The organism is Arthrobacter sp. Leaf141 (genome assembly GCF_001424565.1).
Classification (GTDB): Bacteria; Actinomycetota; Actinomycetes; order Actinomycetales; family Micrococcaceae; genus Arthrobacter.
The window spans coordinates 47,017-70,865 of the sequence record NZ_LMOL01000009.1; the positions used below are offsets into that span (position 1 = coordinate 47,017).

A 23,849-nucleotide genomic window follows, 5' to 3' on the forward strand; every position below is an offset into this window, starting at 1 on the left:
GCTGTTCCGGCCGATACTGCCGTTGCCGGGCCCCTTTCCGGAACGGTTTCTTGGGCCCGGGCGCCGGGCCTGAAAGACTGGCCGGGCCAGCATTTCCCGGACCCAGGAGACCGCCATGAACCACCCGCGCACCGGCCAGGCCGGGACCGCCCGCCTTACGGACCTGCTGGAAATCGAGGCCCCCGTGGTCCTGGGCCCCTTCGGCGGCGTCTCGTCGGTGGCGCTGACGGCAGCAGTGAGCGACGGCGGCGGGCTGGGTTCGTTCGGGCTGTACGGGTTCGACGCGGCGGCCATCGAAAGGACGGCAGCCGCCCTGCGGGCGGCCACGGCCCGGCCCTTTGCCCTGAACCTCTGGATCCCCACGGGAACCGAGACGACGGACCTGCCGGTGGCGGATTTCCAGCGCTACGTTGGGATCCTCAAGCCCTACTTTGACGAACTGGACCTGCCGCTGCCGGATATGCCGGACCGGTACCTGCCGGACTATGGCGAGCAGGTGGCGGCAACCCTGGCGGCCCGTCCCGCCGTCGTGAGCTTTGTCTTCGGCGTCCCTGCGCCTGAGGTGGTGGAGGCGGCGCACCGGCTGGGCATCAAGGTCCTGGGGACCGCAACCACCGTGGCCGAAGCCGTGGCGCTGGAGGCCGGCGGCGTGGATGCCGTGGTGGCCAGCGGAATGGAGTCCGGCGGCCACCGGGTGTCCTTTTTGGCGCCGGCCGGCGAATCCCTGGTGGGCACGTTTGCGCTGGTGCCTCAGGTGGCGGACGCCATCCACATTCCGGTGATCGCTGCCGGCGGCATCGCGGACCGCCGCGGGGTGGCCGCCGCCTTCGCGCTGGGCGCCGACGGCGTGCAGGTGGGCACCGCGTTCCTGGCCACCGGGGAATCGGCTGCCGTGCCCGCCTACCGGTCATTGCTGCGCAGTCCTGCCGCCGGGACCACCGTCCTGACCCGGGCCATGAGCGGCCGGCTGGCGCGGGGCCTCCCCAACCGGGTCACGGCCGAACTCGAGGATGCGGCCCTCGTGGCCCCCTTCCCCATCCAGAACTGGCTGACCGGGAAATTCCGGCCCCAGGCTGCTGCTGCGGGCAACACGGACCTGATGTCCTTGTGGGCCGGACAGGCCGCCCCGCTGCTGCGCCACGGCACCGCCGCTGAGGTCCTCGCCGAACTGTTTGCCGGCGCACCCTGATCCAGCACGGCCGCCGCCCATCCGGGGCCAACCATGCCTCGAATCACCGGTAGAATCTAGACCGCCATGCGGGACCGGAAAGGAGGAGCTGTGCCAGCACACCCACACACTCCTTTCCACGTGCTCCGATCCTCGGCAGTGGCAACCGGCATCCTCGCGCTCGCAGCAGGGGCCCACCTTGCCGGTGGCGGCGAGCTTCCCGCGCCGGGCATCATGCTGGCGGTTCTGGCCCTGACCGTACTGGCCAGCACCACCGCCACACGCCTGCGCCTGGGCTTTCCCGCCATGGCCGCGCTGCTGGGCGGCGGGCAGGTGGTGCTCCACGGACTGTTCAACGCCTTCAGCGGCACCGTCACCGCGGCGGCAAACGTTGCGCCCGCTGGGCACCACCACGATCCTGCCGAGGAACTCCAGGCCTATGCCGGCCTGGCCCCGCTGGCCGGGCACCTGCACCAGCCCGGCGCCAGCGGTCCCCTGATGCTTGCCGCCCATGCGTTGGCCACCGTAGGCTGCGCGCTCCTGCTGGCCAGGGGCGAGGCTGCCTTGTGGGCCCTCGCCGGCTGGCTCCGGCCGTTGGCCGGCCTGCCCCGGGCCGCCGCCCTCCACACCGTTCCGTCGGTGCCGGCGGAAAGCCGGCCTGCCTGGCCTGCCCGGCAGCCGTGGCGGAACCTCCGGTGGGACAGCCGGCGCGGCCCGCCTTCCGCCGTCGTGAATCCCGCCTGACCGGCGAACCGGACAATCCTTTCCGGCGCCGGGTCCCATACACCCTGCACCCCCTTGTTTGGGGTGCGCCAGAAAGGCAATCCCATGACCAGCACCCTCCTTCGCCGCACCCTCACCACCGCAGCTGCCACGGGCGGCGCAGCCGCGCTCCTGCTCTCCGGAGCCGTCGGCGCCTCCGCCCACGTGGGCGTCACCCCGGACAAAACGTCAGCCAACTCGTACGCGCTCCTGACCTTCGCCGTGCCGCATGGCTGCGAGGAGTCGAACACCACCAAGGTTGCCATCACGCTGCCGCAGGAACTCAACGACGCGCAACCCACCGTCAACCCCAACTGGACCGTCGAAAAGGTCACCGAGCAGCTGGCCGAACCCCGGAAGCTGGCTGACGGCACCGCCATCACCAAGCGGACCAGCCAGATCGTGTACACCGCCAAGACCCCGCTGGAGCACGAACTCCGGGACACCCTGGTCCTGTCCGTGAAACTGCCGGACCTTGCCGGCACCACGCTGAACTTCCCCACCCTGCAGACCTGTGAAACCGGGCAGACTGACTGGTCCGAAATCGCCAAGGAAGGCCAGGACCCGCATTCCCTCGATGCCCCGGCGCCGTCGATCACCATCACTGACGTGGCCGCCGAGGGCCACGGGGACGGTCACGCCGAAACAGCGGCCACCGAGCAGGTGGCGGCAGTAACGGACAGCGGCGCCGACGCACGGAGCTGGGCCGGCCTGGTGGCGGGCGTCGGCGGCCTGGCCCTCGGCGCGGCGGCACTGGTACGCAGCGGCGCCCGGCGCAAGGCCGCAGCTGACGCGAAATAGCCTGCACGCCTGATGCCCGGATCATCACGATCCGGGCATCAGTTGCCTTCCGGGCTGGTGGCTTTGTTGACGCGGGCAACCTCTGGCGTAAAGGTGGTGCGATGAGGTCTCAGCGAATTTCCCAGGCGTTTACCATTACGACGGCGGCCGCTGCGGCTGCCCTGCTGCTCACCGCGTGCGGTGGAGGCGATCCGCAGGCGGAACCCACGACGTCGGCGTCCAACTCCGGTTCAGCAACGTCGGCACCGGCCAGCGCATCGGCGTCGCCCACGCCCAGTGCGCCGGCCACCACGGCGCCCGCCACGTCGGCACCGGCCACCACACCGGCTGCCACCGCCCTCTGCAAGGCGTCGGGGCTCGTTGCGGAAACCGACCCTTCCGGTGGCGGTGCTGCCGGCAGCGTTTACATGAAGCTGAACCTCACCAACACCGGCACCGAGCCTTGCCTGCTCAAGGGTTACGCCGGCGTGTCGCTGACCGCCGATGCTGCCGGCGACCCCATCGGCGCCGCTGCCGCCCGGGACGTCACAACACCCGAAACGGAGGTCCTGCTTGCCCCAGGGGAGACCGGGACGGCGGTGCTGCGCTACGTCCAGGCCGGCAATTTCCCCGACTGCGCCCAGGTGCGGGCCGGCGGCTACCGCGTGTACCCGCCGGAGGACACCGCATCGCTTTTCCTGCCGGACCCCACCAACGCCTGCAGCAACGCCGGTATCAACCTGCTGAGCATCGGCGCTTTCCAACCATCGTAGGCCGCGGTCAGCTGTCCTGTCGGTGGGGTGCGGCATGATGGAGGCATGACGCAGGAACAGCCCGTCGCGGGCGCCAAGGATTCCGGTGCAGCGGCACCCATGGGCCAGTTCAGCCGGCCCACCCGCGACTGGTTCCTGGGTGCCTTCAGCGGCCCCACCCCTGCCCAGGCCGGGGCCTGGAACGCCATTTCCTCCGGCTCGCATGCCTTGGTGGTGGCCCCCACCGGCTCCGGAAAGACGCTGGCGGCCTTCCTCTGGGCCCTGGACCGGCTCCTGACCTCCACCCCCGGGCCCGATGCCGCGGATCCCGTCGCAGGCCAGGACACGCTCCCGGGTGTTGGGGCCGGATCCACGGGCAAGGTCACCGGCCAGGCCGCGGGCAAGGGCAGGCGCCCGCGCGCGCCCAAGCGGAAAACCCGGGTCCTCTACATCTCACCCCTGAAGGCCCTGGGGGTGGACGTGGAACGGAACCTCCGCGCCCCGCTGATCGGCATCACCCAGACCGCCAAGCGCCTTGACCTGCCGGCGCCCTTGATCACCGTGGGTGTCCGGTCCGGGGACACCACCACCGCGGACCGCAGGTCTTTGCTGACCACTCCGCCCGATATCCTCATCACCACCCCGGAATCCCTGTTCCTGATGCTGACCTCGAAGGCCCGCGAGACCCTGGCGGAGGTGGACACCATCATCATCGATGAGGTCCATGCCGTGGCCGGGACCAAGCGCGGCGCCCACCTCGCCGTCTCGCTCGAACGGCTGGACGCCCTGCTGCCCAAGCCCGCCCAGCGGATCGGGCTCTCAGCCACCGTGGAGCCCAAGGAGCTGGTGGCCCAGTTTCTGGCCGGTTCGGCGCCGGTGGAGATCGTTGCCCCGCCGGCGTCCAAGACCTGGGACCTCACCGTTTCAGTGCCTGTGGAGGACATGTCGGACCTGCAGGGCGCGGCCGGCGCGTTCGACTCCGGCCCGGCCTCAGGGCTCCAGCCCCAGGCTTCCATCTGGCCGCATGTTGAGGAAAAGATCGTGGACCTGGTGCTGGCCAACCAGTCCACCATCGTCTTCGCCAATTCCCGGCGGCTTTCGGAGCGGCTCACGGCCCGGTTGAACGAAATCTACGCGGAGCGCCAGCTGGTTGCGGTGGGCGGCGGCTGGGACGGAACCCCGGCCGCGGAGGGGGACGGCGCACCTGGATCTGACCGCCGTCCGGGCGGGCCGGCGTCGGGCCTTCCCGCCTCAACCCCCGCCCAGATGATGGCGCAGGCCGGCAGTTCCGCCGGCGCGGACCCGGTGCTGGCGCGGGCGCACCACGGATCCGTGTCCAAGGACCAGCGCGCCCTGATCGAGGACGACCTCAAATCGGGACGGCTGCGGTGCGTGGTGGCCACGTCCTCGCTGGAACTGGGCATCGACATGGGCGCCGTGGATTTGGTGGTCCAGGTGGAATCGCCGCCGTCGGTGGCCAGCGGGCTGCAGCGCGTGGGCCGCGCCGGGCACCAGGTGGGCGAAGTCTCCCAGGGTGTCCTGTTCCCGAAACACCGTGCGGACCTGGTGCACACCGCCATCACCGTGGAACGGATGCTGGACGGCAAAATCGAGCGCCTGTACGTGCCGGCCAACCCGCTGGACATCCTGGCCCAGCAGACCGTCGCCGCCGCGGCCCTGGGCAGCATCGATGTGGAGGAGTGGTTTGCCACGGTCCGGCGCTCCGCCCCGTTCGCGTCGCTCCCCCGCTCGGCGTTCGAAGCCACTCTGGACCTGCTGGCCGGCCGGTACCCGTCGGACGAGTTCGCAGAGCTGCGCCCCCGGATCATCTGGGACCGCAACGCGGGGACCATCGAAGGCCGCCCCGGAGCGCAGCGCCTCGCCGTCACCTCCGGCGGCACCATCCCGGACCGCGGCCTGTTCGGCGTGTACATCATCGGCACCGAAACGGAAGGCTCTGCGTCCCCGGCTGCGGACGGAAAGCCCTCCCCCGCGCCCAAGGGCGGCCGGCGGGTGGGCGAACTGGACGAGGAAATGGTCTACGAATCCCGGGTGGGCGATGTGTTCGCGCTCGGCGCCACCAGCTGGAAGATCGAGGACATCACCCACGACCGCGTCCTGGTCTCGCCCGCGTTTGGCCAGCCCGGAAAGCTGCCGTTCTGGAAGGGCGACTCGCTGGGACGGCCCGTGGACCTGGGCCGGGCCCTGGGGGCGTTCGTCCGCGAACTGGCAGCGTCCGATTCCGGTCCCGCCCTGGAACGGTGCAAAGCCAGCGGTTTGGACGACTTCGCCGCCAACAACCTGATCCAGTACATCCGGGAACAAAAACAGGCCACCGAAGTGGTCCCCAGCGACACCACGCTGGTGGTGGAACGGTTCCACGACGAGCTGGGCGACTGGCGGGTGATCCTGCACAGCCCGTTCGGGATGCCGGTGCACGCCCCTTGGGCCCTGGCCGTGGGGCAACGGCTGCACCAGCGGTATGGGCTGGACGGCTCGGCGATGGCCGCTGACGACGGCATTGTGCTCCGGGTTCCCATGATGGAAGACGAACCACCGGGGGCGGAGCTGTTCCTGTTCGATCCGGAGGAACTGGAACAGATTGTCACCGCCGAAGTGGGCGGCAGCGCCCTGTTCGCCTCGCGGTTCCGTGAATGCGCGGCCCGCGCCCTGCTGCTCCCCCGCCAGACCCCCGGGAAACGCCAGCCGCTGTGGCAGCAGCGGCAGCGGTCAGCGCAGCTGCTGGACGTTGCCCGGAAGTACCCTACATTCCCCATCGTGCTGGAGACGGTGCGTGAATGCCTGCAGGATGTCTACGACCTTCCCGCGTTGAAAGACATTGCAGCGTCCGTGGAACGCCGCGAGCTGCGGGTGGTGGAAACCACCACCAGCCAGCCCTCACCGTTCGCCAAGTCCCTCCTGTTCGGCTATGTGGCCCAGTTCCTGTACGAGGGCGACTCACCGCTGGCCGAGCGCCGGGCCGCGGCGCTGGCCCTGGACTCCACACTCCTGAACGAGCTGCTGGGCCGGGTGGAACTGCGCGAACTCCTGGACCCCAAGGTCATCGAGTCCACCGAACGGGAACTGCAGCGGCTGCTGCCGGACCGCCGGGCCCGCGGCCTGGAAGGGACAGCGGACCTGCTCCGGCTGCTGGGACCGCTGACGCCGGACGAGGCCGCGGCGCGCCTCCAGGGCGAACCCGATCCCGAGCAGGACGCCGCCAGTGTGGCATCCGCCGCCGGCCACCTCCAGGCCCTGCAGCGGGCCAACCGCGCCATCAAAGTCAACATCGGCGGGGGGGAGCGGTTTGCCGCGGTGGAGGACGCCGCCAGGCTCCGGGACGCCATCGGGGTGCCGCTGCCCATGGGTGTGCCGCTGGCGTTCATTGAACCCGTGGCCGATCCGCTGGGCGACCTGGTATCCCGGTACGCCCGGACGCACGGGCCGTTCACGTCCGCGGAGGCCGCTGCCCGGCTGGGCCTGGGCGTGGCGGTGGTGGGCACGGCGCTGAAGCGGCTCGCCGCCGATGGCCGTGTGGTGGAGGGTGAGTTCCGCCCGCACGCCGGCGGCGACGCGGCGCAGTCGCCAACTCCCAACGGCAGCGGGCCGGACGAGGCCCTGCTGCCGGCCGGTCCGGACGACGATGACACCGATCCCGCGGACGTCGCAGAGCTGGACGACGATGGGAACGTGGCCGAGGACGCCGATCCGGAGGCGCAGGCTGCCAGGGCGGATGCCGCGGCGCGCGCCCAGGCTGCCGGCCCGGCCGGGGTGGCGGCTCCGCAGCCGGCAACCAGCGAATGGTGTGACGCCGAGGTCCTCCGCAAGCTGCGGCGCCGCTCGCTGGCAGCCCTGCGCGCCGAAGTCGAACCCGTGGACGCCTCCGCCTACGGGCGTTTCCTGCCGGCCTGGCAGCACGTCCGGGTCCCGGGCGGGGGCCGCGGGCAGCCGTCGCTCCGAGGGCTGGACGGCATCATCACCGCCGTGGACCAGCTCTCCGGCGTCCCCATCCCGGCCTCCGCCTGGGAGCCGCTCATCCTGGCCAGCCGGGTGTCCGACTACCGGCCGGCCATGCTCGACGAACTTATGGCCGCCGGTGAAGTCCTGTGGTCCGGTGCCGGCTCGCTCCCCGGCAACGACGGCTGGATCAGCCTGCACCTGGCCGATTCCGCGGAACTGACCCTGAATCCCGCCGTCGACTACGAACCCGGCGACGCCCAGCTGCGGCTCCTGGACCACCTGCGCACCAACGGCGGCGGGTACTTCTTCCGGCAGCTGACGGACATCGCCGGCGGCATGGACGCAGTCCTGGGCGACCAGGATGTGGTGTCCGCCCTGTGGGACCTTGTTTGGGCCGGCCGGATCACGGGCGATACCTTCGCGCCGGTGCGGTCGCTGATCGCGGGCGGCCACACCGCCCACCGGCAAGTGGCTCGGACCCCAAGGGCCCGGGCGCCCCGGCTGAGCAGGCTGGGCCGTTCCGGCAGCGGCCTGATCGGGGCGGCCGGTGGCGGCCGGTACGGCACCTCCGGCGCCGTCGCCACGCCGCCCATGGCTGCCGGGCGCTGGTCCGCGCTGCCCGCTCCCGAACTGGACGCCACCATCCACGCGCGGGCCACCGCGGAGCTTCTGCTGGACCGATACGGCGTGGTGACCCGCGGCTCGGTGATGGCCGAACAGATCCTGGGCGGCTTCGGGCTGATGTATAAGGTACTGGCCCGGCTGGAAGAGGCCGGCCGCTGCCGACGCGGGTATTTCATCGAACACCTCGGCGCGGCCCAGTTCGCCGTGCCGGCCACGGTGGACCGGTTGCGGTCCTTCTCCGAGGACTCCCAGCTGGCCAAACTCGAGCCCGTGGCCCTGGCGCTGGCCGCAACGGACCCCGCCAACCCCTACGGGGCGGCGCTGTCCTGGCCCGGCGTGAACGACGACGCCGGCACCGGTCACCGGCCGGGGCGGAAAGCCGGGGCCCTGGTGGTGCTGGTGGACGGCGCGCTGGTCCTTTATGTCGAGCGGGGTGGCAAGACCCTACTGGTTTTCAGCGCCGATGAAACCGTCCTGGCCGCGGCGGGAGCCGCCCTGGTGGGGGTGGTGACCCGGGGCGCGGTGGACAAACTCATCATGGAGAAGGTCAACGGGCATGGAATCCTGGACACACCCGTCGCTGCCGCGCTCAGTGCCGCTGGCGCCTATTCCACACCGAAGGGGTTGAGGATCCGTGCCTGAGGGTGATTCGGTGTTCCGGGCCACCGCGCAGCTGCATGCCGCCCTGGCAGGCCAGGTCCTCACGGCCTCCGACTTCCGCGTGCCGCGTTTTGCCACGCTCAACGTCACGGGCTGGACGGTCAGCGAGGTAGTGCCGCGCGGAAAACACCTGCTGATCCGGGTGGTCAGCCCGGAGGGGCGGGGACTGACCATCCACTCGCACCTGAAGATGGAAGGCAGTTGGCAGGTCTATCCTCCGGGCGGCCGCTGGCGGAAACCCGGCTTCACGGCCCGCTGCGTCCTGCGGACCGCCTCGGCTGATGCCGTGGGGTTCTCCCTGGGGGTGCTGGATGTGGTCAAAACCGAGGACGAGGACTCGGTGGTGGGGCACCTGGGCCCGGACCTGCTGGGGCCAGGGTGGGATCCGGACGAAGCCGAACGCCGCATCCTCAGCGCGCCGGATGTCCCCATCGGTGTTGCCCTTCTGGACCAGCGGAACCTGGCAGGCATCGGCAACATCTACCGCTGCGAAACTCTGTTCCTGGCCGGCGTGCATCCCACGGTCCGCGCCGGCGACGTGCCTGCCTTGGTCTCCCTGCGGGAAATGATGGCCAGCGCCAAAATCCTGCTGGAGGCCAACCTGGGCCCCGGCCGGCGCGTCACCATCCTCAACGCACGCGGCGTCCCGGTGGGCCGCGCCGCAGGCCGGCCCGGCTACTGGGTGTACCGGCGTGAGCACCAGCCCTGCCTCAAGTGCCGCACCCCCATCGAACACGCTGTCCTGGGCAAACTCAACGGCGACGAGGAACGGGACATCTACTTCTGCCCCAAGTGCCAGCCTGCGCCCGTTGCCGGCCCCGACCCGGGACCGGCAATACCCTGACCCTGGTTCACCCGTGCGCCTGGTGTGCCGTCGCCGGTGTGCCGGATCCGGGTTCGGCCGGGGGCAGCGCGCCGGGTGACGCTGCGGTATGCCCGGCAAGGGTCACACTCGCGGGTGTCTTTTCGGGAACGGTGAAGAACGGCATCATGAGTTGCACCAGCGGGCCGATGGCCAGCGCGTACACGGCAGTGCCCACACCTGCCGCGCCGCCCAGAAGCCAACCGGCGGCCAGGACCACCACTTCGATGAGGGTCCGGGACACACGCACGGACCACCCGGTCCGCCGGGCGAGGCCCGTCATCAGCCCGTCGCGGGCGCCGGGTCCGAAGCGGGCCCCGATGTAGCAGGCCGAGGCCACGGCATTCAGGAGAACCGCCCCGGCAAGCACCGCGGTCTGACCGCCGAGGTGGGAGAACTGCGGAACAAGGGCCAACCCGAGATCAGCGAAGACACCCACCAGGATGGCGTTGCACAGCGTACCAAAACCGGGCCACTGCTTGAGCGGGATCCACAGCAGCAGCACGGCAAAACTGACAATGATCACCACGGCTCCCAGGCTGAGCCCGGTCCTGGCAGCCAGGCCCTGATGCAGCACATCCCACGGCGCAGTGCCCAGGGCTGAGCGGATAAACAGGGCCAGAGAGAAGCCGTACATGGCCAGGCCGATAAAGAGTTGAAGGAGTCTGCGAATCATCATTGACCCATCCTCGCCTGGCACTGGCCTTGTATTCCATAGCCAGTCTGCGATACTGGCCTGATGCCCGGAGCCATGAATCCCGCCGCCCTTGCCCGGTTGATGGGCCCCTGGCAGAGCGGCGCCGGCCCCGCCTACCGCGAACTGGCGGACGTTGTCCGGCTGCTGGTCCTTGATGGCCGCCTGCCCCTGGACACACCCCTGCCCAGCGAACGCTCGCTGTCGGAGACCCTGGGCATGTCCCGCACCACCGTCACCGCCGCCTACGCCCTGCTGCGGGAGCAGGGGTTCCTCAGCAGCGGACAGGGCGCCAAGGGCCGCACCCGGCTGCCCCGGTCTGCCGCCGGGGTGGCAGCACCGGGCATGTCCGCCCCGGACGGTCTTCTGGACCTGGCCTACGCGTCGCTGCCGGCGAGCGGCGAAGTGGTACACAGGGCTTTTTCGGCCGCCTTAAACGACCTGCCCGCGCTGCTGCCCGGCTTCGGCTACGAGGTCCTGGGCCTGCCCGTCCTGCGCGAAGCAGTGGCAGCCCGGTACACCGCGGCCGGGGTACCCACCACAGCGGACCAGATCCTGATTACTTCCGGAGCGCAGCACGCGCTGAACATCATCCTCCGGGCTGAAGCCGGACCCCGGCATGGCAGGCCTGCCAAAGTCCTGGTGGAGCACCCCAGCTATCCGAACGCGCTGGACGCCATTGCCGGGTCGGGTGCGCGGGCGCTGCCCGTCGCCGTGGGCGGACCCGGCCAGCCGCATTGGGACCTGGACGCCGTGGAGGCAACGCTGCAGCAGCACCGTCCCGCCGTCGCCTACCTGGTGCCCGACTTCCACAACCCCACCGGCAAACTGATGCCGGATCCGCAGCGGCGCCGCCTGGTGCGGGCCGCTGCCGCCGCCGGAACCGTCCTGGTCATCGATGAAACGCTGCGCGATTTGAACCTCAACGGCCTGGACTCGCAGCATGTGGCAGCGTTCGGCTCCTGCGTATCCGTCGGTTCGCTCAGCAAGTCGCACTGGGCCGGCCTCCGGACAGGGTGGATCCGTGCCGGCAGGGAGCAGATCCGGCGGTACGCCGCCCAACGGACCACCCTGGACCTGGGCGGTCCCCTGACCGAGCAACTGGCCGCGGCGCATCTGATGGCGCATTTCGAGGAGCCACTGCCAGCCCGGCTGGCAGCACTCCGGGATCAGCGGGGCACCCTTCAGGAGCTGCTGGCGGAGCACCTGCCCACCTGGCAGGCTGCGGCGCCCGACGGCGGACTGACCCTTTGGTGCCGGCTGCCGGCACCCATCAGCACGGCCTTGACCGTCATTGCACCCGGGTTCGGCGTCCGCCTGGCCGCCGGACCACGCTTCGGAGTTGGCGGGGCCTTCGAACACTACGTCCGGATCCCTTACACACTTGACCCCGGAAGCCTCGAAACCGCTGTCCGGGCGCTGCGGTCAGCCCAGAACCAATTGGAGGCTGCCCCGCAGCTGCGGCGGGCCCTGCCGGAGCCGCCCCGGGTGGCCATCGCCTAGTCCGGAGCGGCCAAGAGCGGACCTAGTGCCAGCCCGCAGCCACGTCTTTTCAGGCGTAAACCGTCGCCAGGAACTTGCCCCAAACCGCCGCGGTGGCCCCGGTGTCCGCGCTCCCGCTGAAGTCATGCACCGTCATGCCCACCGGGGCACCCCAGGCGTTGCGGCCGAAGAACCGGTACAACGCGTCGGACGTCCGCAGGCCCAGGAAATGCTCATTGGCAAAGTCCACCTCCGCAGAAAGCCGGCCGACGCCGTCGAGCTCCACGTCCACGCGCCCACCCGGTCCGGCGGCGTCCACTCCGAGCGCCGAGCGCAGCCGCTCAAAGCCGTCCGGGGTGATGGACTCCGCCGGGCCCTGGATGTCCGTGAACACCACGGCCCTGCCGTCGAAGTGCTTCAGGTACTGGCCCAGGGTGTGGAGGTAGAACTCCGTATGACGGCTGGCGCCGTCATACTGCTCATCCCAGTTGTCGGCGAAGATGCCGCTGTGGACGTAGTGCAGGCTGGCGCGGCCGCCCGCCAGCGGCGCCAGGACGTGTTCCAGCTGGTTGAACCAGCCATCCGGCCCGTCCATGCGGGACACCAGTCGAGTGGGATGCTCCTCAACCGTTTTTACCGCCGGCCACTGCTCTGTGGGGAACATCCAAGCAGACGTCCCTGCGGTCACGGCTTCCCAGACCCGCTCCGGCGTGCCGGGAAGTTCAGTATCCTGGATAATTTCAAAGCTGCGGTCATCAGTCATTGTTCGGCTCCTTGCCTGGGTTTTCAGTTGTCTTGAGTGCCGGATGGAGGGCCACCACCAGCCGGTGCCGGCGCCCCCGCGGCGAGGTCCCGCCGTCGTGGTATTTGTCCACCAGCGCGGTGACCGCCACCCCGAGGTCCGCCGCGAAGGCGGCACGGTCGGCGGCGGACCGGAAGGTGATCTCGCCGTCGATCGCGAAGGTTGGCAGGGCCTGGCGGGCGGCGGCGGCGCCGGCGATCAGCTTGCCGGTCTCCTCAACCATCCGCCCGGCGAGCGCCAGGAGCCAGAACGCCGAGAAGTCGTCGGTGAAACGCCGCGGATCAGGGGCCACGGCGGCCAGCGCCTGGGGCGAGATCAGGTATGAGGCGGCCGTGGCCTGGAACACCCGCTCGGTCATGTTGCCCTTGCGCCGCTCCGCCACGAGCTCCACCAGCCCGTGCCGCTCCAGGGCCTTGAGGTGGTAGTTGACCTTCTGCCGCGGCAGCCCCACCTTGCCGGCCAGCTGCGTGGCGGACCCCGGTTCGGCCAGCTCATGGAGGATCCGAGTCCGGATGGGGTCCAGGGACACTTCGGCGGTTGCCGGGTCCTCGATCACTGCGATGTCCAACATGGTTCCAGCATGCCTTCCGACAACTTTTATTGTCAAGAACTTTTTTCTGTTCGGTGACGTACAAGCCCGCCGGTAGAATGGACAGGTGATGCAATCCCCCCTCCCCGTGCGCGACGGCGTCAACGCGACCCGCCTGCGCCTCCCGGACGGGGGCCCGTGGGAGACCGCCATGGACTACATGATGCACCGGTGGGGCCACATCGACCCGCAGGGCATCGAGGACAGGTTCGACGCCGGCGAAATCGTCGGCGAGGGCGGCGTTCCGCTGGACCGGACCACGCCGCTTCGGGACCACACCTTCATCTGGTATTACCGCTCCCTTCCCCCGGAGACCCGGATTCCGGTGGAGCTGGACATCCTGCACCAGGACGGGCACCTGCTGGTGGTGGACAAGCCGCATTTCCTCCCCACCACCCCCGGCGGCACCTACATCCAGGAGTCGGCGCTGGTGCGCCTGCGGAACCAGCTGGACCTGCCGGACCTGATCCCCATGCACCGGCTGGACCGGATGACGGCCGGGGTGCTGCTCTTTTCCACCAACCCGGACACCCGCGGCAAGTACCAGGTCCTCTTCGAAAAGCGGCAGGTGCAGAAGGACTACGAGTGTGTGTCCGCGGCCCAGCCGGCGCCGGGCCATCCCGACGTCGGCTTTCCCGTGGTGGTCCGCAACCGGATGACCAAGTCCCGCAGCTACCTCCTGGCCGAGGTTGTTGACGGCGAACCGAACGCGGAAACCCGCATCGAAAAGCTGGAAACGTTCGACGGCGGCACCCCCGGAAGTGCGCCGCTGGCCAGATACCGGCTCGAGCCGCACACCGGAAAGACCCACCAGCTCCGGGTCCACATGGCCTCGCTGGGACTGGGCATCGTGAACGACTCCTTCTACCCTGACCTGCTGGACAAGGCACCGGATGACTACTCCCGGCCCCTGCAGCTCCTGGCCCGGGGCATCCGGTTCGTGGATCCCATCACCGCCAAAGCAGTGGAATACCGCAGCGGCCGCGAACTCAGCGAGGCAGTCCGACAAAGTGCGGTACCTTGTGGCAATGGACTTCGGCAGCGCTGACAGCTGGGGGGCGGCGATCTACTTCTGGATCATCCCCGCGGTGCTTGGCGACGCCATCTTCCCGCCCATCCCTTCCGAGATGGTGGTGATCACCGCCGGTGCCCTCTCGGCTGACGGCCGCGCCAACTTCTTCCTGATTACCGCCCTGTCCGCCCTGGCATCCTGGGTGGGCGACATGGTGGTGTTCCAGCTGTTCCGCCGGCGGCTCAGCCACATCCTGGACCGCTGGAAGTGGGGCCGGAAGGTCCACCGCGGCATCCACCAGGGCCTGGCGAAAGCCGGCCGGTCCTCCACCTACGGCACCATCATCGGCGCCAGGTTCCTCCCTGGCGGCAGGCTGGCCACGTGCGCGGCGGCAGGCATCGCCAACGTGTCGCTGCGGGGCTTCAGCCTGTGCGCAGGCCTGGGCGCCATCGTGTGGGCGTTCTGGCTGGTGGGCCTGGGCTATTTCACGGGTTCGGCCACGCGCCTGCCGTTCTGGGCAAGTTCGCTGATCGGTGTAGCGCTGGGCCTGGTGATCGGCGCCGTCGTCGGCATCATTGTGACCCGGCGGCGCGGCGACCGCTCCCCCGTGGAGGAAACCGGCCCCTTGGCCTGATCCGGGCGGCGCGTCAGACGGGCGCCCAGCGGCCGCGGTTGCGCCGGAGCACCAGCAGCGCACCGGTCAGCGCCACGCGTTCGACGGCGTCGCGCATCATGGCGGCCGACTGCAGCGCCTGCTGGTTCTCGCCGCTGTATTCGGTGGGCTCCACCAGGAACCGCAGGTGCAGCTGCGGAACGCCTCCGGCCAATTGCAGCTGGTGCGATTCCACGTGGTGGCGGGTGCCCAGCGCCTCCACGGCGGCGTCCATCACGGCCTCCGGCGGGTTCCCTGGCCGGAGCCCGGTGATCTTGAGGCGGGTCTGGAACGAAGGCATGCCCCAACCCTATCCAACCCCCGTTGCGCTATCACCTACGGTCCCTATCCGACCCGGATGGGGACCATAGGTGATAGCGCAACGGGAGGGGTGGGGGGTTAGCGTTAGCCCGTGTTGCGCAGGCCCGCTGCAACACCGTTGACGGTGATGAGCATGGCCCGCTGGAGGCGTTCGTCGATTTCCGCGCCGCTGATGGTGCCGGCTTCGGCCCGGACTCGGCGCAGCAGTTCCACCTGCAGGTAGCTGATGGGGTCCAGGTACTGGTCCCGGATCTCGAGGGAGCGCTTGAGCGTGGGCTGGGCGTCCAGGAGCAGGTGCTCGCCGGTGAGGATCTGGATCTCGGCCACCGTGAGCTCGTATTCCTCCCGGATGGTGCGGAAGATGTGGTGCAGCTCTTCCGGAACCAGGGTGGCCACGTAGTAGCCGGCGATGTCCAGGTCCGTCTTGGCCAGGGTCATCTCCACGTTCGACAGCACTGAACGGAAGAAGTGCCAGTGCTCCATCATTTCCACCAGGTGCCCGGCATTTCCTGCCTCCCGGGCAGCTTTGAGGCCGGAGCCCACCCCGAACCAGCCGGGCACAATCTGCCTGGACTGCGTCCAGCCGAACACCCACGGGATGGCGCGGAGGCCACCCAGGCCGGCGCCGGAGTCGGGCCGCTTGGACGGGCGGGAGCCGATGTTCAGGGAACCCAGCTGCTCCACGGGGGTGGAGGCCATGAAGTAGGCGGGCAGGTCCGGGTGGTCCACAAGCTTCCGGTACCGCTCGAACGCTGCGTCGGAGACGGTTTCCATCACCTGGCCGTAGCGTTCGCGTTGCCCGGCGGACGTCCGGGGATCCCGGTGCAGGGCCGAACCCTGGAGCACCGCGGCGAGGGACAGTTCCAGGTTTTCCCGGGCCAGCTCGGGCAGGGAGTATTTGTCCGCGATGACCTCACCCTGTTCGGTGAACTTGATTTCGCCTTCCAGGACGCCGTTGGGCTGGGCCAGGATGGCATCATAGGTGGGCCCGCCGCCGCGGCCCACTGATCCGCCGCGGCCGTGGAACAGGCGGACCCGCACCCCGTGCTTGGCGGCAATGTCGCGCAGCTTCCGCTGGGTCTTGTGGATCTCCCACTGGCTGGTCATGACGCCGGATTCCTTGTTGGAGTCCGAGTAGCCCAGCATGACTTCCTGCACGTCGCCGCGCAGCCGCACCAGGTCGCGGTAGGAGGGGACGGAGAGCAGCTGGTCGATGATCTCGGCGGAGGCCCGCAGTTCCTCAACGGTCTCCAGCAGCGGCGCGAAGCCGATCTTGGCGTACGGATTCTCCCCGAAAAGGTTCACCAGGCCGGCTTCCCGGGCCAGGACTGCGGCGGCCAGGACATCGTCAGCGCCCCGGGTCATGGAGATGATGTAGGTCTCGATGACGTCGGGCCCGTAGGTCTTCAGCGCGCGACGGACCTCGCGGAAGACGTCGTAGGTCCCGTCGGCGGCGCCGTCGAGCTTGATCGGGTGACCCGACAGCGGCCGGCGGGACGCCAGCTCGGAGCCGAGCACCTCGAACCGCTCTTCGCGGCTCAGTTCGGCGTACCGGACCCCGGGCCCGCCCAGCCGGTCCATCAGCTGGCCCACGGCGTCGTGGTGGTGGTCCGCGTGTTCGCGGATGTCCAGGGTGGCCAGGTGCAGGCCGAAGGAGGCAATGGCGCGGCGGACGCGGGCCAGGGCACCGTCAGCGGCAAGGGTGGCCGAGTGGTTCCGGAGCGAGAGTTCCAGCAGGTCAAGGTCCGCCAGGAGCTCGTCGGTACCGCTGTAGTCCCGGCCGTGTTCGTGGTTCGACCCGGCCGCAACCCGCTTGCCGGTGTTTATCAGCTTGGCTTTGATGCAGGTCAGCTTGAGCCGGTAAGGCTCCTGGGCGTTCAGTTCCAGGACCCGCTTGTCCAGGCCGGGCAGCTTCGCGAGGTCTGCGTCGATGGAATCCAGGAGTTCCTTGTCCGCCCCGGCCAGCGCCGTGGAGTTGGAAAGGATGGAGATCAGCTCGTCGATCATGCCGATGCTGATCCGGACCGCATGCTGGTTCTGGATCTGGAGGATTTCCCGGGTCACCCCGGCGGTGACGTTGGGGTTGCCGTCCCGGTCACCGCCAATCCAGGAGCCGAAGCGGATGGGGGCGTCCTTGGCGGCAAGGCTGACGCCGTGCTCGCCCAGCAGCTCCGAGAATTCGGTCAGCATTTCGGGCATGGCGTCCGTCAGGATGCTGCCCAGGTAATAGATGGCGTTGCGGGCTTCGTCCACGGGGGTGGGCCGGACCTGGCGGAGCTCATCGGTCTGCCACATCTGGTCGATCACCTCTGCCAGTTGGCGGTCCTGCCGCCGGCGTGCCGTGGTGCCCTCGGTGGTGTGCTCGGCCAGCACGTCCGACAGCTTGCGGATCTTGTCCAGGACCGAGCGCCGGGACGCTTCGGTGGGGTGGGCGGTGAAGATGGGGCGGACATCCAGCCCGTTCACCACGTCCTGCAGTACCTCCGGACCGGCCTGGCCGGCGATGTCATTGACGGCCTTGGCCAGCCAGCCGTCCTTTTCCGCCCGGGTCCGGAGGCCGCGGACGCGGTGGACCTGCTCGGCGGCGTTGGCCAGGTGGAAGTAGAACGCGAAGGCGCGCACCAGGTCGGTGGCCTGCTCAATGGGCAGCGAGCCCAGGAGTTCGCGGACCTGGGCCACCACGTCATGGGCGCTCCACGGGCCGGTGGCGTCGGCTCCGCCGCGGGCCGCTTCCTTGGATTCCTTGGTCAGCAGGCGGACCTGCTCCACGAGGTCGAGGAGCTCGGGGCCGTGCTGGCGGACCAGCGATTCGCCCAGGAGGGTGGACACCCGGCGGACGTCTGCCCTGAGTTCGGAGGCAAGATCGGATTCGGGATGTGCTGCAGTGTGAGCCATGGAAGCGTATCTTTCGAGGGTTCGGACTTGGCTCGTACACTGCGCTGGATACTGTGAGCCACGTTACTGCCTATAGATGCTACCCGCAGCGCGGCGGGACGTGGCAATCCGTCTCAGATAGTGTCGCTTCCAATAGGACCCCGCAGCCCGGTATGCCGGGTTCCCGGCGGGATGAAAACCCCGCCTGCCACCGTTGTACCGTGGCAGGCACCATCGGAAGGAACCATGGCCACCACCCCCGCCGCCAAACTGGAACGCTGGCAGCGTTTCCGCGCCAACCGCGACACAGCCCTCGCGGCCCCGCACGGCTGGCTCACCCTGACATCCTTCCAGTGGCTGGCGGACTCCCCCGCCGCCGTCGATCTGGCCCCGGGATTGTGGTCAGCGGACGGCACGACGGCGGAACTCACCGCGGTGCCCGCCGACGGGCTGTCGCTGGTGGATTCCGGTGAACCGGTGGCGGGGACCATCACGGCAACGCTCGACGACGAGGAATCCCTCCTGTGGGTAAGGTCCGGGGGCGCTGACGGGGACCAGGTGGTGGTGGAGCTGGCGAAACGGGCAGGGAAGTACGCCATCCGCACCAGGGACGCGGCCTCCCCGGTTTTCACCGGCTTCCGCGGCGTTCCCACCTACGCCTACAACCCGGCCTGGGAAATCACCGCGACCTACCACCCCTACCCCGAGCCGGTGGATGTGCCGATCGCCACCGCCAACCCGCTGGTGGACGGGGTGCACCGGACTGCCGGCGAGGTGGTGTTCCGGGTTCCGGGAAGCGGCCACGAGTTCCGGCTGCAGGCTGAAGAGGAACAGCTTGGGGCGCTCACCCTGACGTTCCACGACGGCACCAACGGCGACACCACGGACGACTGGCGGAAACTGTCCGCACCCCGGCCACGGCCCGGGGCTGATGGCACAGCCACCGTGGTCCTGGACTTCAACCGGGCCATCAACTACCCCAGCGCCTTCAGCCCGTACGGCACCTGCCCCATGCCCGTCCGCAACAACAGCCTCGACGTCCGGGTGGAGGCCGGCGAGAAACTGCCGTTCCCGCCCGACACGGCACCGGCCGCAGCCGAACCGGAAGGCCAGGGCCGGGAAGCCTAAGGCCAGCGCCTCAGGCGATGGCGGACATCCCCGTCACCGCGCGGCCCACAATCAGGGTATTGATCTCGAAGGAGCCCTCGTAGGTGTAGATGGCCTCGGCGTCGGAAAAGATCCGGGCCATGCGGTAGTCCGTGACGATGCCGTTCCCGCCGAGGATGGACCGGCCCATCGCCACGGTTTCGCGCATCCGGGCGCTGAGGTAGGACTTGGCCAGGGCCACCCGCGCCATGTCCGCGGCGCCGTCGTCCTGCAGCCGGGCCAGCCCTGCCATCATGGCCATGCTGGCCACGGCGTTGCCCAGCATGGTGACCAGCTGCTGCTGGATCAGCTGGAACTGTGCCAGCGGCCGGCCGAACTGGTGTCGGTCCACCGCGTATTGCCGGGCCACGTCGAAGGCCGCCAGCTGCTGGCCCACGGCCTGCCAAGCCACCATGATGCGTGACCCGCGCAGCAGTTCCTTGGTGTCCTCGAAGGAGTTGATGCCGGCAAACCGGTCAGCTTCCGCCACCTGGACGTCCCGGAACACGATGTCGGCGTTCTGCACGGTGCGGAGGGCGATTTTGTTCTCGATCCGGGTGCGGCTGACACCCGGCAGGGTGGCGTCCACAATAAAGCCACGCACGGCCCCGTCGGCTTCATCCCGCGCCCACACCAGCATGTAGTCGCAGAACGTTCCGTTGCCGATCCAGCGCTTGGCGCCGTTGAGCACCCACGTGTCGCCGCCGCCGGCCGCTCCCTCCAGGGTTCCCGCCCCTGTCCCGGGCTGCGCCGGGACCCGCCGGGCCCGGGTTTCCATGCCACCGGCCACATCCGAACCGTGCTGTGGTTCGGTCAGGGCGAAGGCCCCGGTGATGCGCAGTTCCGACGCGGCCGCCAGGAAACGTTCCTTCTGTTCCGCCGAGCCGAAGGAGTACAGGGATTCCACAAAGAGGTCGTGGTGGACCAGGAAAAACGTGGCGATGGACGTGTCCACGCGGGTCATCTCGGCGATGACCAACCCGGCGAAGAGGTGGCTGTAGCCCCGCTGGGCAGGCGTGCTGAGCTCCAGTGCTGCGAGTTTGGGCAGGATATGCGCCGGGAATTCCGCCTTGTTCCACCAGTCCCCCGCGTAGGGGGCGATTTCCGCGGCCAGGAAATCCCGAAGTTCGGCCAGCTTGGCCTGCTCGGGCCGGCTGAGCTGTGATTCGTAGCCGAAAAAGTCTGCCGTGGGCAGTTCGGGGGCCGGGCCGGTCACTTCGGTGCCATCCGGATGGCGCCGTCCAGGCGGATGGTTTCGCCGTTGAGCATGGCGTTGTCCACAATATGGGCCACCAGCTTGGCGTACTCATCCGGTTTACCCAGCCGGGAAGGGTGCGGAACCTGCGCCCCGAGGGAATCCTGCGCCTCCTGCGGCAACCCTGCCATCATGGGTGTTTCGAAGATGCCGGGGGCAATGGTGACCACACGGACCAGCGAGCGTGCCAGCTCCCGGGCCAGCGGCAGCGTCATGGCCGCCACAGCACCCTTCGAGGCGGCGTAGGCGGGCTGGCCGATCTGGCCGTCGAACGCGGCCACCGAAGCAGTGTTGATGATAACGCCACGCTCCGGCCCACCCAGCGGAGTTTCCGCCGGTTCGGTTTCCACCATGGCCGCGGCGGCCAGGCGGAGCACGTTGAATGTGCCAATCAGGTTGACCTGGATGACGCGGTTGAAGTCCGCCAGCGGGAGGACCCCCGTTCGCCCCAGCACCTTTCCGGGGGTGGCGATCCCGGCACAGTTGACCACGATCCGGAGCGGGCCCAGTCCCACGGCGGTGTCGACGGCGGCCTGCACCTGGGCCGCGTCCGTCACGTCAGCGGGGACAAAGACTGCGGACTGGCCTTCGGCGGTACCGGCAAGTTCCGCAGCAAACGCGGCCCCCGCGGAGGAGGGAAGGTCCACCAGCACCACGGAGGCGCCTGCCCGGAAGAGCTGGCGGGCGGTGGCGGCCCCCAGCCCGGAAGCGCCCCCGGTAATCAGGGCAACAGAGCCGTTGACGTCCATACATCCTCCTTGATGCGTGCTGCGGACCGCGGAAGGACAGCGGTTCATCAGTTAGTGAATGTTAACTGAAATTGCCGCCGCGTGCACCACCCGCACCGGTGCCGGTCTGCCCGCGGCGCCAAGCCCACGCCTAAGCTGGAGTCCATGACCACAGCGGACGATGCCTTGCCGGACTGGAACCAGCGCGCCACGCATGCGGCCCGTTCCGTCACCGCGCTGTTCGGCCGGCGGCTGCTGCACCTTCCGGGCACGCACCTCGCCGCGGTCAGCTGGTCCGGCCTGCCCGATTCAAGGGATACGGACGGAGCTGCAGCCCAGGACGGCGGGGCCGGCCAGGGCCCAGGACCCGGCTCCGGCGCCCTGTGGCGTGGCTTGTCCGGCCCCGCGCGCCGCCTCCGCGGCAGCCTGCTGGACCCCTGGCACTACTGGTGGCAGGCCCACTACCTTGACTGCCTGGTGGACGCCGGCCGCCAGGAGTTGGCGGCCGGCGCCACCCCTGCGGCCCGCTTCAACGGCCCGGACCACGCCAGCGCCGGAAAGCTCGCCTCCCGGCTGCTCCGCGGCATCCGGCTCCGCAACACTTTTACGTTCGTCAACAACTACTACGACGACATGGCCTGGCTGGCCCTGGCCACCCTCAGGCTGGCCCGGCTGGCAGAAGACACCGGCAAGCCGGGGCGGCGACGTTACGCCGGGGTGCGGAAGTCCCTGTCCCGGCAGTTTGATGCCGCCTGCAGCGACGACCTGGGCGGCGGCGTCTTCTGGAGCAAGCAGCGGGACTTCAAAAACACCCCTGCCACTGCCCCCGTGGCACTCTTCTACGCCAGGACCGGCCAGCCCGCCAAAGCCCAGGGGCTGGTGGACTGGCTGGACGGCACCCTTTTCGACGCCGGCCAGAGCCTGTACCTGGACGGCGCCCGCCGGGGTGCGGACGGTGCGGTGCAGGTGGAGCGGAACATCTACACCTACAACCAGGGCCCCATCCTCGGTGCCTTGCTGGAATTGGGCGGCACCGCGAACCTGGCCCGCGCGGCCGTCCTGATAGCCGCCGTGGACCGGGTGCTGACCCGCACTCCGGCCGCACCCAGCGGTCCGGACGCGAACCACGGGACGAAAGTGCTGCGGTGCGACGGAGCGGGCGACGCCGGGCTCTTCACCGGAATCCTGTGCCGCTACCTGGCCCTCGCAGCCACGGACGGCAGGCTGCCCGGGGAAGCCCGGACCACCGCAGCCCGGCTCGTCACCGACACTGCGGCCGCGTTCTGGGCCGGCCGCAGCGCGGTGCCGGGCCGCGGCGCAGCAGGCCACAGCACAGCAGGCAACGGCGCGGCCGGGCACCCGGGCGCCAGCGTCTTCTCCCAACATGCCGCGCAACCGGCAGCCGACACGTATCCCCCGGGCACCGCCGTCGAACTTTCCACGCAACTGCAGGCCTGGATGGTCCTGGCGGCAGCGGCGGACGTGGCTGCGGGGAGCTGAGGCGGCGGCCGCTGCTTCGCGCAACACTCCGGCAAATACGTGTGAGCCTCATCACTTTAACCGTTTTCGCGACTGTTGGTTAGGATTGGCTGGCCTAAAGTTCGTCAGGTGGGCATCCCCGGCCCATAGGCAGCTCCCCCGCCTTACCCCAGAAAGCAGTTCCGCCATGAAGATCCGCACCCGCGCGCTGGCCGGCATCGCACTTGCCGCCACCGCAGCCCTCGGCCTGTCCGCCTGCGGCGGCAGTTCCGCCCCCACCACGTCCGGCTCGTCGGCCGCCGGCCAGCCGGTCTCCGGCGAAATCACGGTCTACAACGCCCAGCACGAGAGCCTGACCCAGGAATGGGTGGATGCCTTCACTGCCGAAACCGGCGTCAAGGTCACCCTGCGGCAGGGCTCGGACACCGAGCTGTCCAACCAGATCGTCCAGGAAGGCCAGGCCTCACCGGCGGACGTTTTCCTCACCGAAAACTCCCCGGCCATGGCGCAGGTGGAGAACGCAGGCCTCTTCGCCGACGTGGACAAAGCTACCCAGGAGCAGGTCCCCGAAGAATTCCGGCCCTCCACCGGCAAGTGGACCGGCATCGCCGCGCGCTCCACCGTGCTGGTTTATGACCAGAACAAGCTGTCCGCGGACCAGCTGCCCAAGTCCATGCTGGACCTGGCCAAGCCGGAGTGGAAGGGCAAGTGGGCAGCGTCGCCCACCGGCGCTGACTTCCAGGCCATCGTCTCAGCCCTCCTTGAGCTCAAGGGCGAGGACGCCACCAAGGAGTGGCTGGCCGGCATGAAGGAAAACTTCACCGCCTACAAGGGCAACAGCACAGCCATGAAAGCCGTCAATGCCGGCGAAGTGGACGCTGCCCTGATCTACCACTACTACTACTACGGCGACCAGGCCAAGACCGGCGAAAACTCCAAAAACGTCACGCCGTACTACTTCAAGAACCAGGACCCGGGCGCGTTTGTCTCCGTTTCGGGCGGCGGCGTGTTGAAGACCGCGAAGAACGCCGCAGCGGCACAGGCGTTCCTGAAGTTCGTCACCGGAGCAAAGGGCCAGGAAGTCCTCAAGGACGGCACCTCCTTCGAGTACGCCATCGCCTCCGACATCCCGGCCAACGAGAAGCTGGTCCCCCTCACGGACCTGCAGGCACCCACCGTTGATCCGGCCAAGCTCAACTCCGAAAAGGTCACCGAACTGATGACCGGGGCCGGACTCCTCTAATTTC

Annotated in this window: 19 protein-coding genes; 12 read left to right on the plus strand and 7 right to left on the minus strand. The window is 69.3% G+C overall.

All coding sequences use genetic code 11. The features are described from left to right. The first annotated feature begins 115 nt into the window (after nucleotides 1–115). The 6 genes from ASF72_RS08800 (at nucleotide 116) to ASF72_RS08830 (ending at nucleotide 9,550) form a co-directional block, all read left to right on the plus strand. Entirely contained in the window at nucleotides 116–1,189 is a 1,074-nt protein-coding gene (locus ASF72_RS08800; protein WP_056598104.1) for an NAD(P)H-dependent flavin oxidoreductase, read from the plus strand. A 90-nt stretch (nucleotides 1,190–1,279) separates the two neighbouring features. Further along, the gene (locus tag ASF72_RS08805; RefSeq protein WP_200933635.1) at nucleotides 1,280–1,912 is read left to right on the plus strand and encodes a hypothetical protein; all 633 of its coding nucleotides are present in this window, start codon (nucleotides 1,280–1,282) and stop codon (nucleotides 1,910–1,912) included. 84 nt (nucleotides 1,913–1,996) lie between these two features. Continuing rightward, nucleotides 1,997–2,731, plus strand: a complete 735-nt coding sequence (locus ASF72_RS08810; protein WP_050684503.1) for a YcnI family copper-binding membrane protein — start codon at nucleotides 1,997–1,999, stop codon at nucleotides 2,729–2,731. 101 nt (nucleotides 2,732–2,832) lie between these two features. Beyond that, complete coding sequence (locus ASF72_RS20025; protein ID WP_082178198.1) at nucleotides 2,833–3,483, plus strand: DUF4232 domain-containing protein; 651 nt, start codon at nucleotides 2,833–2,835, stop codon at nucleotides 3,481–3,483. 45 nt (nucleotides 3,484–3,528) lie between these two features. Continuing rightward, the gene (locus ASF72_RS08825; RefSeq protein ID WP_056598107.1) at nucleotides 3,529–8,688 is read left to right on the plus strand and encodes an ATP-dependent helicase; all 5,160 of its coding nucleotides are present in this window, start codon (nucleotides 3,529–3,531) and stop codon (nucleotides 8,686–8,688) included. Next, entirely contained in the window at nucleotides 8,681–9,550 is an 870-nt protein-coding gene (locus ASF72_RS08830) for an Fpg/Nei family DNA glycosylase (RefSeq protein WP_056598108.1), read from the plus strand. The genes ASF72_RS08825 and ASF72_RS08830 overlap by 8 nt, the downstream gene beginning before the upstream one ends. A gap of 7 nt (nucleotides 9,551–9,557) precedes the next feature. Here the strand turns inward: ASF72_RS08830 and yczE are convergent, their stop codons facing one another. Next, nucleotides 9,558–10,247 (minus strand): membrane protein YczE, encoded by a 690-nt coding sequence (gene yczE / locus ASF72_RS08835; RefSeq protein WP_082178197.1) that lies wholly within the window; start codon nucleotides 10,245–10,247, stop codon nucleotides 9,558–9,560. 60 nt (nucleotides 10,248–10,307) lie between these two features. Here yczE and yczR point away from each other — a divergent pair, with 60 nt between their 5' ends. Then, complete coding sequence (gene yczR, locus ASF72_RS08840) at nucleotides 10,308–11,765, plus strand: MocR-like transcription factor YczR (RefSeq protein WP_056598109.1); 1,458 nt, start codon at nucleotides 10,308–10,310, stop codon at nucleotides 11,763–11,765. A gap of 49 nt (nucleotides 11,766–11,814) precedes the next feature. Here the strand turns inward: yczR and ASF72_RS08845 are convergent, their stop codons facing one another. Beyond that, nucleotides 11,815–12,507, minus strand: a complete 693-nt coding sequence (locus ASF72_RS08845; RefSeq protein WP_050684497.1) for an SRPBCC family protein — start codon at nucleotides 12,505–12,507, stop codon at nucleotides 11,815–11,817. Then, on the minus strand, nucleotides 12,500–13,117 hold the full coding sequence (locus ASF72_RS08850; RefSeq protein ID WP_056598111.1) for an ArsR/SmtB family transcription factor: 618 nt from the start codon (nucleotides 13,115–13,117) through the stop codon (nucleotides 12,500–12,502). Before ASF72_RS08850 ends, ASF72_RS08845 begins: the two co-directional genes overlap by 8 nt. An 88-nt stretch (nucleotides 13,118–13,205) precedes the next feature. Here ASF72_RS08850 and ASF72_RS08855 point away from each other — a divergent pair, with 88 nt between their 5' ends. Together ASF72_RS08855 and ASF72_RS08860 are read left to right on the plus strand one after the other, a co-directional pair. Then, nucleotides 13,206–14,183 carry an RluA family pseudouridine synthase gene (locus ASF72_RS08855; RefSeq protein WP_056598112.1) on the plus strand — a complete coding sequence of 326 codons (978 nt, stop codon included), beginning with the start codon at nucleotides 13,206–13,208 and terminating at the stop codon, nucleotides 14,181–14,183. After that, nucleotides 14,164–14,781 (plus strand): DedA family protein, encoded by a 618-nt coding sequence (locus ASF72_RS08860; RefSeq protein ID WP_056598114.1) that lies wholly within the window; start codon nucleotides 14,164–14,166, stop codon nucleotides 14,779–14,781. Before ASF72_RS08855 ends, ASF72_RS08860 begins: the two co-directional genes overlap by 20 nt. 13 nt (nucleotides 14,782–14,794) lie before the next feature. Here the strand turns inward: ASF72_RS08860 and ASF72_RS08865 are convergent, their stop codons facing one another. Together ASF72_RS08865 and ppc are read right to left on the minus strand one after the other, a co-directional pair. Beyond that, nucleotides 14,795–15,100 (minus strand): hypothetical protein, encoded by a 306-nt coding sequence (locus ASF72_RS08865; RefSeq protein WP_056598116.1) that lies wholly within the window; start codon nucleotides 15,098–15,100, stop codon nucleotides 14,795–14,797. Nucleotides 15,101–15,204: 104 nt separating this feature from the next. Further along, nucleotides 15,205–18,015 carry a phosphoenolpyruvate carboxylase gene (gene ppc, locus ASF72_RS08870; protein ID WP_050684492.1) on the minus strand — a complete coding sequence of 937 codons (2,811 nt, stop codon included), beginning with the start codon at nucleotides 18,013–18,015 and terminating at the stop codon, nucleotides 15,205–15,207. A gap of 225 nt (nucleotides 18,016–18,240) precedes the next feature. Here ppc and ASF72_RS08875 point away from each other — a divergent pair, with 225 nt between their 5' ends. Beyond that, the gene (locus tag ASF72_RS08875) at nucleotides 18,241–19,122 is read left to right on the plus strand and encodes a DUF1684 domain-containing protein (protein WP_056598117.1); all 882 of its coding nucleotides are present in this window, start codon (nucleotides 18,241–18,243) and stop codon (nucleotides 19,120–19,122) included. A gap of 10 nt (nucleotides 19,123–19,132) precedes the next feature. Here the strand turns inward: ASF72_RS08875 and ASF72_RS08880 are convergent, their stop codons facing one another. Continuing rightward, nucleotides 19,133–20,356, minus strand: coding sequence for an acyl-CoA dehydrogenase family protein (locus ASF72_RS08880; RefSeq protein ID WP_056598119.1), 1,224 nt, complete (start codon nucleotides 20,354–20,356; stop codon nucleotides 19,133–19,135). After that, a complete protein-coding gene (locus ASF72_RS08885; RefSeq protein ID WP_050684490.1) occupies nucleotides 20,353–21,144 on the minus strand; it encodes an SDR family NAD(P)-dependent oxidoreductase in 792 nt (263 codons plus the stop codon). The genes ASF72_RS08880 and ASF72_RS08885 overlap by 4 nt, the downstream gene beginning before the upstream one ends. 144 nt (nucleotides 21,145–21,288) lie before the next feature. On the opposite strand from ASF72_RS08885, the gene ASF72_RS08890 reads away from it, so the two are divergent. Then, nucleotides 21,289–22,623 carry a glycoside hydrolase family 76 protein gene (locus ASF72_RS08890; protein ID WP_056598121.1) on the plus strand — a complete coding sequence of 445 codons (1,335 nt, stop codon included), beginning with the start codon at nucleotides 21,289–21,291 and terminating at the stop codon, nucleotides 22,621–22,623. 166 nt (nucleotides 22,624–22,789) lie between these two features. Further along, nucleotides 22,790–23,845: an iron ABC transporter substrate-binding protein gene (locus ASF72_RS08895; RefSeq protein ID WP_050684488.1), complete on the plus strand. Its 1,056-nt coding sequence runs from the start codon at nucleotides 22,790–22,792 to the stop codon at nucleotides 23,843–23,845. Nucleotides 23,846–23,849 lie beyond the last annotated feature (4 nt).